Annotated in this window: 16 protein-coding genes; 11 read left to right on the top strand and 5 right to left on the bottom strand. The window is 71.2% G+C overall.

What is annotated here, in order from left to right; all coding sequences use genetic code 11:
* Positions 1-2 precede the first annotated feature (2 nt).
* The 9 genes from OIE47_RS11605 to mqnP all read left to right on the top strand — a co-directional run bounded on the left by OIE47_RS11605 (position 3) and on the right by mqnP (position 9,378).
* Positions 3-662, top strand: coding sequence for a TlpA family protein disulfide reductase (locus OIE47_RS11605; protein WP_442792076.1), 660 nt, complete (start codon positions 3-5; stop codon positions 660-662).
* Positions 662-1,507 carry a cytochrome c biogenesis CcdA family protein gene (locus tag OIE47_RS11600; RefSeq protein WP_326561508.1) on the top strand — a complete coding sequence of 282 codons (846 nt, stop codon included), beginning with the start codon at positions 662-664 and terminating at the stop codon, positions 1,505-1,507. Before OIE47_RS11605 ends, OIE47_RS11600 begins: the two co-directional genes overlap by 1 nt.
* Positions 1,507-3,159 (top strand): cytochrome c biogenesis protein ResB, encoded by a 1,653-nt coding sequence (resB, locus tag OIE47_RS11595; protein WP_326561507.1) that lies wholly within the window; start codon positions 1,507-1,509, stop codon positions 3,157-3,159. The genes OIE47_RS11600 and resB overlap by 1 nt, the downstream gene beginning before the upstream one ends.
* Positions 3,160-4,146 (top strand): c-type cytochrome biogenesis protein CcsB, encoded by a 987-nt coding sequence (gene ccsB, locus OIE47_RS11590; protein ID WP_326561506.1) that lies wholly within the window; start codon positions 3,160-3,162, stop codon positions 4,144-4,146. It abuts the gene before it with no gap.
* Between the two features lie 131 nt (positions 4,147-4,277).
* Positions 4,278-4,610, top strand: a complete 333-nt coding sequence (locus OIE47_RS11585; RefSeq protein ID WP_326561505.1) for a hypothetical protein — start codon at positions 4,278-4,280, stop codon at positions 4,608-4,610.
* Between the two features lie 119 nt (positions 4,611-4,729).
* Positions 4,730-5,134: a hypothetical protein gene (locus tag OIE47_RS11580; protein ID WP_326561504.1), complete on the top strand. Its 405-nt coding sequence runs from the start codon at positions 4,730-4,732 to the stop codon at positions 5,132-5,134.
* A 228-nt stretch (positions 5,135-5,362) separates the two neighbouring features.
* The gene (locus tag OIE47_RS11575; protein ID WP_326561503.1) at positions 5,363-6,835 is read left to right on the top strand and encodes a hypothetical protein; all 1,473 of its coding nucleotides are present in this window, start codon (positions 5,363-5,365) and stop codon (positions 6,833-6,835) included.
* 168 nt (positions 6,836-7,003) lie between these two features.
* Positions 7,004-8,467: a menaquinone biosynthesis decarboxylase gene (locus tag OIE47_RS11570; RefSeq protein WP_326561502.1), complete on the top strand. Its 1,464-nt coding sequence runs from the start codon at positions 7,004-7,006 to the stop codon at positions 8,465-8,467.
* A 5-nt stretch (positions 8,468-8,472) separates the two neighbouring features.
* The gene (gene mqnP / locus OIE47_RS11565; protein WP_326563059.1) at positions 8,473-9,378 is read left to right on the top strand and encodes a menaquinone biosynthesis prenyltransferase MqnP; all 906 of its coding nucleotides are present in this window, start codon (positions 8,473-8,475) and stop codon (positions 9,376-9,378) included.
* On the opposite strand, the gene OIE47_RS11560 is transcribed toward mqnP, so the two are convergent.
* Positions 9,362-10,381: a terpene synthase family protein gene (locus tag OIE47_RS11560; RefSeq protein ID WP_326561501.1), complete on the bottom strand. Its 1,020-nt coding sequence runs from the start codon at positions 10,379-10,381 to the stop codon at positions 9,362-9,364. The genes mqnP and OIE47_RS11560 overlap by 17 nt on opposite strands.
* 183 nt (positions 10,382-10,564) lie before the next feature.
* Between OIE47_RS11560 and OIE47_RS11555 the strand changes: the two genes are divergently transcribed.
* Positions 10,565-11,218, top strand: coding sequence for a UbiX family flavin prenyltransferase (locus OIE47_RS11555; RefSeq protein ID WP_326561500.1), 654 nt, complete (start codon positions 10,565-10,567; stop codon positions 11,216-11,218).
* A gap of 62 nt (positions 11,219-11,280) precedes the next feature.
* On the opposite strand, the gene OIE47_RS11550 is transcribed toward OIE47_RS11555, so the two are convergent.
* Positions 11,281-11,562 (bottom strand): BldC family transcriptional regulator, encoded by a 282-nt coding sequence (locus tag OIE47_RS11550; RefSeq protein ID WP_326561499.1) that lies wholly within the window; start codon positions 11,560-11,562, stop codon positions 11,281-11,283.
* 248 nt (positions 11,563-11,810) lie between these two features.
* Here OIE47_RS11550 and OIE47_RS11545 point away from each other — a divergent pair, with 248 nt between their 5' ends.
* A complete protein-coding gene (locus tag OIE47_RS11545) occupies positions 11,811-12,278 on the top strand; it encodes an Lrp/AsnC family transcriptional regulator (RefSeq protein ID WP_326561498.1) in 468 nt (155 codons plus the stop codon).
* Here the strand turns inward: OIE47_RS11545 and OIE47_RS11540 are convergent.
* The 3 genes from OIE47_RS11540 to OIE47_RS11530 all read right to left on the bottom strand — a co-directional run bounded on the left by OIE47_RS11540 (position 12,275) and on the right by OIE47_RS11530 (position 17,139).
* Complete coding sequence (locus tag OIE47_RS11540) at positions 12,275-12,913, bottom strand: putative glycolipid-binding domain-containing protein (RefSeq protein WP_326561497.1); 639 nt, start codon at positions 12,911-12,913, stop codon at positions 12,275-12,277. The genes OIE47_RS11545 and OIE47_RS11540 overlap by 4 nt on opposite strands.
* Positions 12,914-13,044: 131 nt before the next feature.
* Positions 13,045-14,778, bottom strand: a complete 1,734-nt coding sequence (locus tag OIE47_RS11535; RefSeq protein ID WP_442792145.1) for a DEAD/DEAH box helicase — start codon at positions 14,776-14,778, stop codon at positions 13,045-13,047.
* Between the two features lie 468 nt (positions 14,779-15,246).
* Complete coding sequence (locus OIE47_RS11530) at positions 15,247-17,139, bottom strand: hypothetical protein (protein WP_326561496.1); 1,893 nt, start codon at positions 17,137-17,139, stop codon at positions 15,247-15,249.
* Between the last annotated feature and the right edge of the window lie 160 nt (positions 17,140-17,299).

Here is a 17,299-nt window from a genome sequence, read left to right as displayed (position 1 = left end):
ACATGAGACTCCTGCCGCGGGTCTGGCTCGGTGTCGCGCTCGCCGCCGTCACGGTGGTGGCGCTGACCGGCTGCTCCGGCGGCGAGAACTGGGAGTCGAAGTGCTCGACCAACGCGGACAAGGCGATCGAGTGCAGCCCGGAGAACCGGGCCCCGGCCACCAGGATCAGCGGTGACCTGCTCGACGGCGGCCGGTACGACCTGACCCAGGACCGGGGCCAGGTGGTCGTGGTCAACTTCTGGGGTTCGTGGTGCGCGCCCTGCCGGGCCGAGGCGGACGACCTCGAAGGCACCTACCAGGCGACCGCCCAGCAGGGGGTCCGGTTCCTCGGCGTGAACGTCCAGGACGGCCGGGACAAGGCCAAGGCGTTCGAGCAGAGCCTCGGGGTGACCTACCCGAGCCTGTTCGACCCGGGTAACCGGGTGGCGCTCAACTTCGAGATCCCGCCGAACAGCACCCCGGCGACGATCGTGCTCGACCGGGAGGGCCGGATCGCGGCCGTCTTCCGCAAGCCGGTCCTGCGCTCGATGCTGGAGCCGGTGGTGGCCCGGGTCGCCGCCGAAGCACCGGCGACCGGGGGCGCGCCGACCGGCTCGCCGTCCCCGGCGCCCGGCGCCGGCTCGCCGTCCCCGATGGGCTCATCGTCCCCGGTGGCCCGCTGATGGGCGACACCTTCGCCCGCCTCGCCGAGGACGGGCCGCTGCTGCTGGCATTCGCCGCCGCCGCCCTCGCCGGCCTGGTCAGCTTCCTGTCGCCGTGCATCCTCCCGCTGGTCCCCGGCTACCTGTCGTACGTCACCGGCCTGGCCGGCGCAGACCTCGGTGCCACCGGCGCCAGGCAGGGCACCGCGTCATCGGGTCCCGCCCCGGAAGGCGCCTTTCCGGACGGGGGCGGCGGGGTGGCGGTGGCGAGCCGGGAGGCTCGCGCGGTCAAGGGTCGGGTCCTCGCCGGCACGATGTTGTTCATCGCCGGCTTCACCGTCGTGTACGTGCTCAGCGCGATCCTCGTCGCCAGTGTGGGCCGCGTCCTCCTCGCCCACCGTCGGCCGCTGGAGATCGGCGTGGGGGTGCTGATCATCCTGCTCGGCCTCGCCTACCTGGGACTGGTCCCCGGCCTGCAACGCGAGTTCCGGATCCAGCGGCTGCCGGCGGCCGGGCTGATCGGTGCCCCGGTCTTCGGTGCGGTGTTCGCCCTGTCCTGGCTGCCCTGTTCCGGGCCGACGCTCGGCGCGGTACTCGGGATGGCCGCCGCCGGTGGGCAGACCGACCGGGCCGCGCTGCTGGCGGTGGCGTACTGCCTCGGGCTCGGGCTGCCGTTCGTGATCTTCGGGCTGGCCTTCCGTCGCCTGCTCGGGGTGTTCAAGGCGGTCCGGCGCAACAGCGCGTGGGTCACCAGGATCGGTGGGGCGCTGCTGATCGTGATCGGGCTGGCCCTGGTCACCGGCGGGTGGCTCAACTTCGTGATCTGGTTGCAGACGACGTTCGGCGTGGGTGAGGTCAGCATCTGATGTCCAGCGTCGAACAGCGGACCGACCCCGGTACGGACACCACCGGCAGCGGCCCACCGAAGGTACGCCGGTCCAACGCGGTGCTCGCGCTGCTGCGCAACTCGTGGCGGCAGCTCACCAGCATGCGTACGGCGCTGATCCTGCTCTTCCTGCTCGCCGTCGCCGCCATTCCCGGCTCGGTGCTCCCGCAGCGCAACATCAACCCGGAGAAGGTCAACGCCTACTTCGACCAGCACCCCGACCTCGCCCCGGTACTCGACCGGATCGGCGGCTTCGACGTCTTCGCCTCGATCTGGTTCTCCGCGATCTACCTGCTGCTGTTCACCTCGCTGGTGGGCTGCATCGCCCCGCGATTGCGCGACCACTTCCGTACGCTGCGTTCCGTACCGCCGGTGGGTCCGAAGCGGTTGGACCGGCTGCCGCAACACGCGGTCCTGGCCGACCGGGACGTGGCCGGGGCGCGGGGCGACGCGGACGCGGAGCTGTCGGCGATCGCGGCGATGCTGCGCAAGCGGCGCTGGCGGGTGGTGGTCCGGGGCAACACCGTCGCGGCCGAGAAGGGCTACCTCAAGGAGAGCGGCAACCTGCTCTTCCACATCTCGCTGCTGGCCATGCTCGTCGGGGTCGCGTTCGGTTCCTGGTACGGGTGGCACGGCAACCGGCTGCTCGTCGCCGGCAAGGACTCCTCCTTCTGCAGCACCCTCGACCAGTTCAGCGAGTCCGGTCTCGGGCCCCGGGTGCACGCCACCGACCTGCCCCGGTTCTGCCTGGAGCTGACCAACTTCAAGGCCCGGTTCCTGCCGTCCGGGCAACCTGAGTCGTTCAGCGCCTCGGTCCTGGTGGACCAGGACGGCGGCGCGCAGCGGGCGGCGGACTTCTCGGTCAACTCCCCGCTGCGGCTGGACGGGGCGAACGTCTACCTGCTCGGCCACGGTTACGCCCCGGTGATCCGCTACACCGACCGCAACGGCAGGTCGCAGACGCAGACGTTCCCGTTCCTGAGCAACGACGGCAACCTGACCAGCGAGGGCGTGGCCACGTTTCCGGACGTGAACCTCGACCCGTCGACCGGGCAGCGCGACCCGAAGGCCCAGGTCGCGTTCGAGGGCATCTACCTGCCGACCGCGCCCGACGAGGCGCCCTTCGTACGCTCGCAGTTCCCGGCTGAGCGCAACCCGGCCCTGATGCTGATCCCGTACCGGGGCAACCTGGGCATGGACGCCGGGATGCCGTCCTCGGTCTACAGCCTCAACCAGGAGCAGGTACGCGAGGGCAAGCTGACCCAGGTGGGGGAGGCGAAGCTGCTCCGCCCGAACGACAGGTGGACGCTCGACGACGGTACGACGGTCGAGTTCCTGGGCACCCAGCAGTACATAACGCTCAGCGTCCGGTACGCCCCGGCCTCGACGTTGATGCTGGTCAGCTCGGTACTGCTGCTGATCGGGCTGATGTTCTCGCTGTTCGGGCGACGGCGCCGGGTCTGGTTCCGGGTCACTCCGGCCGCCCCGGAGGATGGGTCCACGACGGGCGGTAGTAGCTTGATCGAGGCCGGTGGGTTGCCGCGCACCGACTATGCCGGATTCGCCGACGAGTTCAACCAGCTCGTCGCCGCGGTGGAACGCGGTGCCGGGGGCCGAGAAGGGACCGAGTAAATGGCCGCACTCTCCGACCAGCTCCTGGTGTTCACGATCCTGGGATACCTGATCGCGATGATCAGCCACGCCGCGTCGTACGCCTTCAGTGGCAGGGGCGCGGTCGCCGCGATCTCCCGCCCGGCCCGACAGCTCGTCACGGTGGGTGCGGCGGGGTCCGATTCGGACGTACCGGACGCGCCGGCCGGCAACCCGTCGACCGGGAACGTCCCGCCGAGGTCGACCGGACGGGCCGAGGTCGCCGCCCGGATCGCCCTGGTGGCCACCGTGCTCGCCACCGCCCTGCACCTCGGCGCACTGGTGACCCGCGGTGTCGCGGCCGACCGGCTGCCCTGGGGCAACATGTACGAGTTCGTGCTGACGGTGACCTTCGTCGGTGCCGCCGGGTGGCTCTACCTCCTCTTCCGCTGGCCGTCCGTACGCCAGTTGGGGCTGGTCCTGACGCTGGTGATGGTGGTGCTGCTCGGCATCGCCGGGCTGGTGCTCTACACCCCGGTCGTACCGCTGGTCCCGGCGCTGAACTCGTACTGGTTCGAGATCCACGTGACCACGATCGTCTTCTCGTCCGGCATCCTGCTGCTCGCCTTCGTACCCGCCGCGATGTACCTGATGCGGGCCGGTTACGAGTCGGGCAAGCGCAGCTTCCCGTACGTCCTGGCGCGCCGGTCGCCGAGCGCGGTCACGCTGGAGCGGCTGACCTTCGGCCTGAACGCGTTCGCCTTCCCGATCTTCACCTTCGCGGTGATCGCCGGTGCGGTCTGGGCCGAGGCGGCCTGGGGCCGGGCGTGGGGCTGGGACCCGAAGGAGACCTGGGCGTTCATCTCCTGGGTCGTCTACGCCGGCTACCTGCACGCCCGCGCCACCCCGAGCGTCAAGCGCAACGTGGTCGCCTGGATCTCGATCCTCGGCTTCCTGACCATGCTGATGAACCTGTTCGGGGTGAACTACTTCTTCACCGGCCTGCACTCGTACGCCGGGGTGAACTGACCCTCCGGCAGGTCGGAACACCTTCGCGGGGAGTAGAAGTTCACTTCTAAGAAGCGTACTTCTACTCCGGACGGTAACCGCGAGCCTACGCAAGCCGGCTGAGATCTTCGATCGCGACGCCGTGGACTTGCGTGCAGGTCGGGTCGGCGAACCTGACCGACTCGGCGGCCCGTACCAGTCATGAGCTGGACCTGGTCGCGCTCGGTGAGCCGGCGCTGGGCGGTGGCCCCCGTCCGGTGCTGGCCATCGGCGAGGTCAAGTGGGGCCGGACCCTGGGGCAACCGGATCTCGACCGGCTGGACGGCATACGGGAGTTGTTGCGGCGGCGGCCGGGGGTGAGCGGCGAGCGGACCCGGTTGCTGCTCTCCAGCGCGGTCGGCTTCACCGACCAGTTGGTCGCCGCCTCGGCGGGCCGGCCGGACGTACTGCTGGTCGACCTGGAGCGGTTGTACGGCGGCGACTGACAGCGCGGGTTGTACGGCACCGACCGACCAGCGGGAATCTAGCTGTTGACAAGATGCCTCTCATGGCGCCAATCTTGACAGTGACAAGCTGCGTACGACTCGCCTACCGGGAGCCTGCCGTGACACCGGAAACCCGTACCACCGCCGCCATCCTGTTGATCACCGTGGCCACGATCGCGTTCGGCGGGCTGTCGCTGCTCATGAATCTGGTCCGTCGCATTCCCGGCTACCTGGACAATCCAGTCCGGCGGGCACTCTGGACCGCAGGACACGCGCATGCCGGTGTGCTGGTGCTCTTTGCCCTGGTGGCCCTGCTCTATCTGGATCAGGCGGATTACTCGGACGGTTGGAAGAACCTCATCCGTGGCCTTTTCGTGGCCGCGCCGATCCTTATGCCGCTCGGCTTCTTCCTCTCCATCGTCCGCCCCTCCGACACCCGGCCGAACAAGCTGATCTGGCTGGTCGTGGCCGGGGGAATCAGCCTGGTGGCCGGCACCGTCCTGCTCGGCGTCGGACTGCTGTAGTACCACCGCCCGGCGGATGACAGTTTCTCCACCGGGCACGTGCGGTTGCGCCGCGAAGGTCGGAAGTGAATCCCCGCGTTCCGGGAGTGGTTGTCGCGGAATTGCCGAGGTGGTGGTCTTGTGTGGATTGTCCATACGGGGTTGCCCGCCTCGTTGCGACGATCTAGCCTCGCTACGTTCACCGTGATCAACTGCCGGTGACTCTCGCCTTCATTCTGAAAGGTGCCAATGCACCCCTTCTCAACGCTGTCCAGGATCGGTCTGGCCACCGCCGTGGCCGGGCTGGCAGGTTTCGCCGCAGCCGCACCGGCCACCGCGCGCGAAGCTGCTCCGGCGCACACCTGGGTGAACCCGACGCTGCCGTACCTCACCAATGTGCCCAGCGACGCGACCAAGCTGAAGACGATCAAGGTCGGGGTCTACAACCAGACCCCGTTGGCCGCTCGCAACGTCACGATGAAGATCGACATAACCCGTCTGCCGGAACGCATCACCGCGCAGTTGCCCGGCGCGGACCAGGGCTGCACCGTCTCGGGTGGCGTGGCCACCTGCGAGCTGGCGGAACTCGCCGGCGGTGCCACCCACCACTACACGATGGAGGTCGGGCCCAGCGGCGTCGAGGCCGGCGAGTGGAGCGGGAGGATCAGTGCGACCTCGTGGGCGGAGAACACCCCGGGTGAGCAGTCGACCGAAGCTCTCGTACAACTCACCGGACCCGGCATCGACCTGGTCATCGGTGACATCGACGATGTCGCGCTGGCTCCCGGCGCCTCGACGGACGTGCCGATCGGGCTGCGCAACGTGGGCAACGTGACCGCGGACGGCGTGACGGTTCTCCTTCGGGCGTACAACGACCACCTGGAACTGGCGAACAGCTACAGCAACTGCTCCTACGATCCCAACTACCTGGAGCTGCTCTGCTTCTTCGACCAGCCGGTCGGCCCGGACGAGACCTTCGTCGTCGACCCGGCGACGCCGCTCAGGCTCAAGGTGGCCGACGCGGCGCCCGGCCCGTACACCTACGGTGCCGAGGCAGGGGTGGCACCGTTGAACGCCGAGGAACTGGCGCAGAAGGTCAGCGCAGCCAAGAAGGCCGGTGGAGAGCAACTCCGGCTGATCCCGGCCACCAACAAGGCGGCCCGCGCGGCCTACTACGACCTGAACACCGATGACAACACGTCCGCCTTCACGGTCACGGTGCCGCTGCACCGGGCGGACAGCATCGCGGTCGGCGCGACGGTCAACGGGGCGAGCGGCAGAACCGAAACGATCAAGGTCGGAATTCGCAACGCCGGCCCCGCCGACACCCTCGGCCCGGACGACAACTGGGGTTCCTCCGCCCTGATCACCCTCCCGGTCGGTCTGACCGTGCGCAAGGTCGACTCCCGGTGCGTACCGATCGTCGACGGAGAGCCGGACTGGGATCAGGCGGGCCAGCCCAAGGGCCTGGTCTACCGGTGCGAGCCCCTGGAGGACGTCGCGGCCGGGAGCACGGATCTCTTCGCGTTCACCGCGGACAGCACCGGTCCGGCCGGTGCGGCCGGCTCGATCGTCGTCGACGGCGGCGTACAGGACCCGGACACCGCGAACAACACCGCCTCGATCTCGATCGTGTCGGTGCCGGTGGTGGGCTGCCAATCATCGGCGCGGTCGCGGCTGGTCTGGCCGCTGGTGACGCGCTGCTGGTCGGCGCCGGTGTAGCGGCGGTCGTGGTGACCCGGCGCCGCCGGATCGTCACGGTCGTCGACTGATCTTCCGCACACCCGCACGTACGGGGGCGAGGGCCCGGTGCCGCCGCCCCCGTACGCGCTCCGGCTTCGGGCACCCCCGCCTGCGTCGACCGGCGCGGGAGTGCGGGAGACTGGCAGCATGGTGGCTCGTGGCTTCCCGTACGCCGATCTCAAGGACTTTCTCGCCGCGCTCGAAGGCGCGGGCGAGCTGCGCCGGGTGACCGTGCCGGTCGACCCCACGCTCGAGATCAGCGAGGTGGTGACCCGGACGGTCCGGGCGGACGGCCCGGCGCTGCTGTTCGAGCGCCCGACCCGGGGCGAGATGCCGGTCGCGATCAACCTGTTCGGCACCGAACGCCGGATGGCGATGGCCCTCGGCGTGGACCGCCTCGACGAGGTCGGCGACCGGATCGGGGCCATGATCAAGCCGGACCTGCCGGTCGGCTGGTCCGGCATCCGCGACGGCCTGGGCAAGGTCCTGCAACTCAAGTCGTTGCCGCCGAAGAAGGTGAAGACCGCGCCCTGCCAGCAGATCGTCTACCGGGGCGCGGACGTCGACCTGAACCGGCTGCCGGGCCTGCAGGTCTGGCCCGGCGACGGCGGGATCTTCCACAACTTCGGGCTGACCCACACCAAGCACCCGGAGACCGGCAAACGCAACCTCGGCCTCTACCGGCTCCAGCAGCACTCGCACAACACCATCGGCATGCACTGGCAGATCCACAAGGACTCCACCGCGCACCACGCGGTCGCCGAGCGCCGGGGCGAGCGGCTCCCGGTGGCGATCGCGATCGGCTGCGACCCGGTGGTCAGCTACGCCGCCTCCGCACCGCTCCCCGGTGACATCGACGAATACCTGTTCGCCGGTTTCCTGCGCGGCGAACGGGTCGAGATGGTCGACTGCCTGACCGTGCCGCTACAGGTGCCGGCGAACGCCCAGATCGTGCTGGAGGGCTACATCGAGCCGGGCGAGCGGCTGCCGGAGGGCCCGTTCGGCGACCACACCGGGTTCTACACCCCGGTCGAGCCGTTCCCGGTGATGCACGTCGAGGTGATCACCACCCAGCGCGACCCGATCTACCACTCGATCGTCACGTCGCAGCCGCCGCAGGAGGACCACGGCCTGGGCAAGGCCACCGAGCGGATCTTCCTGCCGCTGCTCAAGATGCTGATCCCGGACATCGTCGACTACGACCTGCCGTCCGCCGGGGTGTTCCACAACTGCGTGATCGTCTCGATCCGCAAGCGCTACCCCAAGCACGCCCAGAAGGTGATGAGCGCCATCTGGGGTGCCCACCTGCTCTCGCTGGCCAAGCTGATCGTGGTGGTCGACGAGGACTGCGACGTGCACGATTACTCCGAGGTCGCGTTCCGCGCCTTCGGCAACGTCGACTACTCGCACGACCTGCTGATCACCCAGGGGCCGGTCGACCACCTCGACCACGCGTCGTACCAGCAGTTCTGGGGCGGCAAGGCGGGTGTCGACGCCACCCGGAAACTGCCCACCGAGGGCTACACCCGTGGGTGGCCGGAAGAGATGACCATGTCGCCCGAGGTACGGGCACTGGTCGACAAGCGCTGGAAGGAGTACGGAATCCAGTGACCACCATCACCGCGACCGCCCCCGAACGTCCCGGCCGGGTGAAGTCGTTCCTGAAGCTCGTCGCGATCGAGCACTCGGTGTTCGCCCTCCCGTTCGCGTACCTCTCCGCGCTGGCCGCGATGCTCGCCGACGGCGGGCACGTGCGCTGGCTCGACCTGCTGTTGATCACCATCGCCATGGTCGGTGCCCGTACCTTCGCCATGGCGGCGAACCGGATCATCGACCGGCGGATCGACGCGCGTAACCCCCGTACGGCCGGTCGGGAACTGGTCACCGGGGCGGTGAGCGTCCGGACGGCCTGGACCGGGGCGATCGTCGCCGTGATCGTCTTCCTCGGCGCCGCCGCCGCGCTCAACCCGCTCTGCCTCGCGCTCGCGCCGCTGGCCGTGGTGCCCCTGGTGCTCTACCCCTACGGCAAGCGGTTCACCGACTGGCCGCACGCCATCCTCGCGCTCGCCCAGGCGGTCGGCCCGGTCGGTGCCTGGCTGGCGGTCAGCGGGAGCTTCGACGGCTCCGGCCCGGCCTGGGTGCTCGGTGCCGCCGTGGGGCTCTGGATCGGCGGCTTCGACCTGATCTACGCCTGCCAGGACGCCGAGATCGACCGCGAGATCGGGGTACGCAGCGTGCCGGCCCGGTACGGTAAGCGGTTCGCCCTGCACCTGTCGACGGCGACGCACGTGGTGACGTTCGCCCTGTTCGGCTGGTACGGAGCGCTGATCGGCTTCGGCTGGTTGTTCTGGATCGGCCTGCTGCTGACCGCGGTCGCGTTCGTGTACCAGCACGTGGTGGTCAGCCCGACCGACCTGTCCAAGGTCAACCGGGCGTTCTTCACCGCCAACGGGTTCGTCGGCATCGCCCTCTTCTTCTTCGCCCTGCTCGACCTGGTGATCCGGCTCAACCTGCGCGCCTGACCCCGTCGCCCTGGACGACCAGCGCCGGGACCGAGATGCGCGGTCCGGCGGGGTGCCGGTAACGACCGCTCTCCAGCGACCAGTCGATGGTGCCGCGCACCGAGCGGGTCACCCCGTCGAGGTGGTCGCGCAGCGGCTCGTCGAGCACCGGGCCGAACGACGGCATCGCCGCGCGCAGCCGGACGAACCGGTCCATGGTCCACTGCCAGCGCCGGGCCACCACCTCCGCCGCCGCCCGGACCGGCAGCCCGTCCGCACGGGCCACGGCGAGCACCAGGTTGTGCCCGCCCGAGGTGGCCGTGTCCCGGTTCAGGGAGAGCAGGTCGTTGAACCAGGAGAGCAGGTCGTTCCCGGTGGTGGCGAACTCGCGTACGGCCGGGTGGTGGTAGACCGCGTCCGGCAGCGCCCGGCCGGTGGCGAACTCGATCAGCGTGTACGACACGTACGCGGCCGAGGTGGCCCGGCGCAGCTCGACGTACTCGGGCACGCTCGGGTGCCGGCCGGCCGCCTTGTCGCCCGCCTCGACCAGTACCCCGTCGAGGTGGTGGTCGACGGCGTCGACGAACCGGTTCCGGGCGACGGGGGAGAGCCGCCGGTCGGGCACCCGCCAGGCGTCGACCAACAGCCGGCGCAGCGGGCCGGTGAAGCCCGGATGGCGGGTGCGGGGGCCGATCCGGAGCAGCCGCAGGATCCCGTCGCGCAGGCCACGGACGAAGACCGGATCCGGTCCGGCGGTCCCGTCACAGGCGTCGTCGAGCAGGAAGAACCAGGTGAAGAGCGCGGTGAGCGTACGCAGGTCGGCGGCGGACGTGTCCGGGTAGAGGCGGCCGGCGTACCGGGCGAACCCGTGCCGGTCCAACTGCCGCGCCCCGTACTCGTCGAGGGGCAGGCCGGCGCTGCGCAGCCAGCCGGGCAGCCACGCCTGGACCGCGTCGGCGTGCGGCGAGATCTGGGATGGAATCGGACATTCGAGCTTGATTTTCCAGGGTTCCTCCGCGTTCATGCCGACGCCTCCCCAGAACGACCGGTTGCGGGCCCGCAGAGAAGCATGGCATTTCCACGCCGGCCTGGCATTACTCAATAACGTCGATGGACCACGGGGATTTGCCGCCGACCGGCGTGACCGGAGCCGCCCGGTGGTGGGTCGGTGACACGCCCACCGGCCGGACCGGGCAGGCTTGGGGGTATGCGCAGGCCGTGGGTGGTGGGGGTTTCCGGAGCATCGGGTACGCCGTACGCGGCGGCGGTCATCGGCGGGCTGCTGGACGCGGGGGCGGCGGTGGACCTGGTGGTCTCCCGGGCGGCCCGGCTCACCATCCTCGACGAGACCGGTACGTCGTTCCGTGACGCGCACTGGCGCGACGACCTGGCCGCCTGGCTCGGTCGGGACCTGTCCGGTGCCGACCTGGCCCACTGGCCGGCCGGTGACCTGGCCGCCGGCCCGAGCAGCGGGTCGTACCCGGTGCTCGGGATGGCGGTGGTGCCGGCGAGTACGGCAGCCTGCGCCGGCATCGCGATCGGCCTGTCGAAGGACCTGTTGCAGCGCGCGGCCGAGGTGAACCTGAAGGAGCGCCGGCCGGTGGTCGTGGTGCCCCGGGAGACCCCGGTGACCCGTAGTCACCTGGAGCATCTGATCTCGCTGCACGACGCGGGGGCGGTGGTGCTCCCCGCCAGTCCCGGCTTCTACGGCGCGGGGGCGTCCGCCTCGGCGGGGCAGCTCGTCGACTTCGTCGCCGCCAAGGTGCTCGACGCGCTCGGTGTTCCGCACTCGCTGCTTCGGCGGTGGGCCGGCGAACTCGGCGCCGGCCGGGCTCGGAGCGGCCCGGATCGGGCCGGGTGAAACCCCGGTCCGGGCCGATGAAGCTCGGCCCGAGCCCGGGTGTTACCCAGTGGCCTACTACTTCAGTGCAGGCCGACGTTGCCGGCGCTGGCTGAATTCGGGCCTGTCGGCGTTGCCGGACCGTTGTTACGCGGCCGGTTGGCTATGCTGTCGTCGACCTCATCGAGCATGCCCTCGCCCTCGAGCAGAGCACGCACCTCCGACTCCCGGAACCGCCGGTGCCCGCCCGGTGTCCGGATGCTGCCGATCCGTCCGGCAGCAGCCCATCGGGTGACGGTCTTGGGGTCGACGCGGAACAGCGCAGCTACCTCGCCCGGCGTCAGCAGACGATCTCCAGTGTCCACAGCCCCCTCCTCGCGTCCACGAAGTCCCCGGACTGGTAAGACCGCCCCCGGGACAAAAGTGCCTGCCAGAGCCTTCGGTGGGGACGTACGGCAATTACAGCACCGCCAGAGTGTCGTGTCCGGCGAACGCGAAAACGCCCTGAGTGGGAAGTTAGCTTGGCCGATATGTGGTTTTTACGCGCTTTGAGCGCGGGGCACCGCCTACCGGTCGTTACCCATCCCATCCACCGGGATAGTGTCTACAGTCCGTGGACGCCATCGACCTGGTACTCGTCGATCTGCTGCAGACCAACGCCCGGCTCTCCTACGCCGAGCTGGCCCGGCAGGTCGGCCTCTCCGCGCCCGCCGTACACGAGCGGGTCGGCAAGCTCGAAGCCGGCGGGGTCATTCGCGGCTACCGGGCCGAGGTGGCGCCGGAGGAGGTCGGGCTCGGCGTCACCGCCCTGATCGGGATCGTGCAGGACTCCGGCGGCGACACCGACGACGTGCTCGCCACCTTCCGCGAGATGCCCGAGATCGAGTCCTGCTACTTCATGGCCGGCGTCGAGTCGTTCCTGCTCAAGGCGCGGGTCGGCACGATCGCCGAACTGGAGCAGCTGATCGTACGGCTGAACCGGACCGCCGGCGTCGCCTCGACCCGGACCGGGATCGCCCTCTCCACCAAGTGGGAGAACCGCCCCCAGCCGCGCGGCACCCGGACCACCGAGGCGGGCTAGCGGCGTACCTCGGTGCCGACCCGCTCGGCCAGCCCGGGGTAGCTGACCACGTAACCGTCCGCGTCCAGGCCGAGGTCCGCCTCGAAGTCGTCGTCCCGGAACCGTACGTTGCCGCCGTCCAGCGCCGTGTAGACCTGTTCGGACGGAACCACCAGCAGGCTCGGCACCAGGACCCAGGCGACCGTGATCCGGTGCACCGTGCCCGGTGCGGCGTCGCGCAGCCCGAGCCGGCGTACCGGCAGGGTGTTGAACAGGGGAGCGCCACCGAGATCGATGTCGAGCGCGTCGACCAACCGGTCCGGCTCCTCGATCCCCGGAATGCCGGCCCCCGGCGCACCGGCGGCGGACAGGGCGCCGTCCAGGTCACCCTGTTCGGCGGTGCTGGCCCGCCAGCGCCCGGCCGCCCGCTCCAGCCGCAGGCTGCGCAGCCAACCGGCGCCCTCGACGTTCACCTCCAGCCGTACCGCCGCCCAGCTCTCGTCGGTGGTCAGCTCGTACCGGCAGGTGTAGGGGAGCGGGTCCACGGCCAGCGCCACCCCCCGGGCGAGGAGTCCACGGCGGTCGTCGAGCAGCACGTGGTCGGCGCCCGGCACGTCCGTACGGTTCCAGAGCAGCGATCTCGGCATCATCGGCATGGGCCGGACGTTACCGCCGGCACCGCCACCGTGCCGGCCGCGACGCCAGGATGAACAAAAGCGGCAGGCGGTGCGACACGGTCAGACCGTGCCGCACCGCCCGCCGCCATCAGCGCCGGAAAGCGCGAAAATCAGTGCGTACGGGTCGGACGCCGCGCGCCGAACTGCCGGTCGCCACCGGTACGCGGACGATCGCCCTGGGCGTCGGCCGGCCGGTCGTGCCGAGGTGCGCTCTCGTGCCGGTACCCGCCACGGCGGTCGTCGGACCGCCACTCGCCACCGGCGCGCCACTCGCCCGCCGGACGTCCACCGGCAGCCCGGTCACCCTGCGGCCGGTCACCCTGGGGACGGTCGCCGAAGCGGCGCTCCCCCTGCGGACGGTCACCCTGCGGACGGTCGCCGAAGCGGCGCTCACCCTGCGGACGGTCGCCGAAGGTGCGCTCGCCCTGGGGGCGGTCACCGAAGCGACGTTCGCCCTGCGGGCGGTCGCCGTAGCGGCGCTCACCCTGGGGGCGGTCACCGTACCGACGTTCGCCCTGGGGGCGGTCGCCGTAACGGCGCTCACCCTGCGGACGGTCGCCGTAACGGCGGTCACCGCCACGGGGACGGTCGCTGTAGCGCTCCGGCTCCACGAGCACCGGCACACCGCTCGGCGCCTGGGCACCGGTCAGCTCGGCCAGCACCGCGTCGCCGGGACGTACCCGGGTCTGCGCCGGCTCGACACCGGCCTTCTCCAGCATGGCCAGGGTGGTCCGGCGCTGCTTCGGCAGCACCAGGGTCGCCACCGCACCGGACTCGCCGGCCCGTGCCGTACGGCCGGCCCGGTGCAGGTAGTCCTTCGGGTCCTTCGGCGGGTCCACGTGCACGACGAGCGATACGCCGTCTACGTGGATGCCCCGGGCGGCCACGTCCGTGGCGACCAGGACACTCGTCCGGCCTTCCTTGAACTCGGCCAGCGTGCGGGTGCGTACCCGCTGGGTCTTGCCGCCGTGCAGCGCCCCGGCGCGTACGCCGACCGCCGCGAGCTGCTCGACCAGCCGGTCCACGCCCATCTGCGTACGGGCGAACATCATCGTGCGGCCCTGCCGGGCGGCGATCGACGCGGCGATCGCGAACTTGTCGTGCGGCGGGATCAGCAGCAGGTGGTGGTCCATCGTGGACACCGCAGCGGTCGCCGGTGAGGTCGAGTGCGTCACCGGGTCGTGCATGAACCGGCGGACCAGGGCGTCGACGTCACCGTCGAGCGTGGCCGAGAAGAGCAGCCGCTGCGCGTTCGCCGGCGTCTTGGAGAGCAGATCGGTGACCTCGGGCAGGAAGCCCATGTCGGCCATCTGGTCGGCCTCGTCCAGGACCGTGATCTCGATCTCGTCGAGCTTGCACACGCCACGGGCGATCAGGTCGCCGAGCCGGCCCGGCGTGGCGACGATGATCTCCACACCGCGCCGGAGCGCGTCGATCTGGCGGTCGTACGGCACCCCGCCGACAGCGGTCTTGAGGAACACGCCGACCGCCTTGCCCAGCGGCACGAGCGCGTCGTTGACCTGCATGGCCAGCTCGCGGGTCGGCACCAGGATGAGCGCCCGGGGGTGCTGTGGCCGGGCCCGGCCACCCGCCGCGACCCGAGCCAGTACGGGCAGACCGAAGGCCAGGGTCTTGCCGGAGCCGGTCTGGCCACGGCCGAGTACGTCCCGTCCGGCCAGCGCGTCCGGCACGGTCGCCTGCTGGATCTCGAACGGTGTGCTGATGCCCTCGCGGTTGAGGGCGCGGACCAACTGGTGCGGCAGACCGAGCGCCGCGAAGTCCCGGACGGCGACCGGCTCCGCCTCCACGGGCGTCGCCGCGTCGGCCGGCTCGTCGCTCGCCACGGCCTCGTCGGCAGCCACCGACGCGTCGGCCGCAACGGGCTCGGGGGTGGCGACGGGCTCGTCGTTCGCGACCGGTGCCTCGGTGGTGCCGGGTTCGTCGCCCGGAACGGGTGAGTTGGTCGCGACCGGCTCGGCCGGCGACACGGTCAGGTCGGGCTGTTCTGCACTGTCGACAGAGTCGAAGACGGACGGGAACGTGCTGGGATCAGCGAAGGGCGTCAAGAAAAACCTCTCAAGCGGGGCGCATCTTCGCGAATGGCCCGCTGCGGCTAACGTCCGCCGCTGAATCGCCCGCAAGATCGCCCAGGGGCGCGCTTTGTGCGCGCCAGGTCAGTAATCGCGTCAAGTGTACGGCTTCTCGGCATCGCTGCCATCGACCGACCCCGCCCAGTGGGCAGGGTCACCCCACCGGACAACCCGTTGCGGCCAACGTCACGGCCAGCGTGGATGCCCGGTCGGCCCGGCAGCTCAGCTCCCGAGCATCCCGCCGAAAATGGCGCTGAACGTGTCTCCGGCGGCGAACACCACGAGCAGACCGATCGCCACGAGTACGGCGAGACCGGCGACCAGGACCCCGATCATCTTCCCGGTGCCCGCGTTCGACGCCGACGAGTCCGACCAGCCCTGGGCCAGGATGTGCCCGGTCAGCGAACCCGTGTTCTCCACCGGGTTGCCGATCGGGATGGCGACCGTCATGTCGGCGGGCGGGGCACTGCCCGGTCCGCCGTACACGGTTCCGCGGCCACCCTGCTGCTCCGGCGCCGTCCGTTGGTCCGGGAGCCGGATCGGCTGGGTGGCCTCCGCCGGTGGCGGGGTGGTGATCGGCTGGGTGGCGTCCGCCGGTGACGGGGTGGTGGTCGCGGGCGGCCTAGTGCTCGACGGTCGCCCGGTGGTGGTGATCCGCTGGGTGACGGCGGGCGCGGCCGACGACGGGTACACCGAGCCGGTCATCGCCGGTGGCGGCGGGAACGGCGGCACCGGTGCCGGCACGGGCGGGCCCGGCGGGCCCGGCGGAACCGGCGGAGCCGGCGGCACGGGACCGGGTCCGGGAGGCGGCGGGGTCGGCCGGGGCGGCGTGGGACCGGGGAGCGGCGGCGTCGGCCCGGGTACGGGCGGGGTCGGCGCAGGCACCGGCGGCGTCGGCGCGGGTACGGGCGGGGTCGGCGCAGGCACCGGCGGCGTCGGCGCGGGTACGGGCGGGGTCGGCGCAGGCACCGGCGGAGTCGGCGCGGGAACGGGTGGCGCGGGGAAGGGCGTCGGTGCCGGTCCCGGACCGGGCGGGCTCGGCGGCGCGGGCCTGGGCGGTTCCGCCGGCTTCGGCGGCTCGGCCGGATCCGGCGGCCGGGGCGGGTTGGGTGGCTCGACCGCCGCGACCTCCTCGACCTCCTCGACCGGTTCGGCGTCCTTGACCGGCGAAGCTGTCCCGATCGGTCCGGTGTCCTTGACCGGCGAAGCTGTCCCGATCGGTTCGGGGTCCTTGACCGGCGAAGCTGTCCCGATCGGTTCGGCGTCCTTGACCGGCGCAGGATCCTCGACCGGTGCCGAGCCCTTGACCAGGGCCAAATCCTTGCCCGATTCGGCGTCCTTGACCAGCGCGGTGTCCTTGACCGGCGCACCTTCGTCGGCCGGTGCGGCGTCCTTGACCGGCGCCGAATCCTCTTCCGGTGCGGCCTTCTTGACCAGGGCGGCGTATTCGCCGGTTCGGTACACCTTCGCCCGGGCGGTCGGGGTCGACGTGCCAGCCGCCTGCTCGGCCCGCTCGTCGGCGGAGGGCGGGGCGGAGCCGGGCACCGAGGCACTGGCTCGGGCCGCAGGGCTCTCGCCCAGCAGTCCGGAGCGTTGCGGGGGGACCACGTACGTGACCGTCGGACCGGCCTTCGGCGGGTCGGTGGGCGCCGGTGGTGTCCCCGTCGACTCCGGCTGTTGCCGGGGACTGCCGAACGCGGACCAGGGCACCTCCGCCTGCGGCGCCTTGGGCGTACGGCGTTGCAGCGGGATGCTGCTCTGAGCGGCCCGGATCGGAGCCGGTTGCGGTGTGGGGGTCACCGGGTCCGGACTGCTCGGCTCGCCGGCCCGGTAGGTGGTTCCCGCCGCTGCAGTCGCCGGCACCGCGGCCAGGTCGGCGGCGCTCGGTACGGCACCCGCACCGCTGACCGCTCGTCCCCGTACCGCCGGGTTGTTGTTGTCGATCGACCCGGCGGTGGCCTCGGCCGCACCCGGTTCGGTGGCGTCGCCGGCCGTGACCGGTTCGGCGGTTCCGGCTGTGGGTTCCGGTCCGGTCGCGTCCGGTGGGGGCGTCGTCAGGGTCGCACTACTCGACCCGACCGGTCCCACCGTTGGCGGTGTCTGCTCTTCAGCCATCGTCTGCCTCCCGCGCCCGCGCCCGGACCGGTGGCGCCGGACCGGAGTGCCCTCGATCCTCACCGTGCCACATCCGGGCACGAGCGGACAGTCGGAGCCCGTTGTCCGGTTCGAACGGACGCGACGATCGAGCCGTTGGCCCGGACCCGCCGGGCCCGCC

The organism is Micromonospora sp. NBC_01796, from assembly GCF_035917455.1.
In the GTDB taxonomy this organism is placed as follows: Bacteria; Actinomycetota; Actinomycetes; order Mycobacteriales; family Micromonosporaceae; genus Micromonospora_G.
The sequence above is the reverse complement of the archived record's forward strand: the minus strand, read 5'-3'. Positions and strand labels throughout refer to the sequence as shown.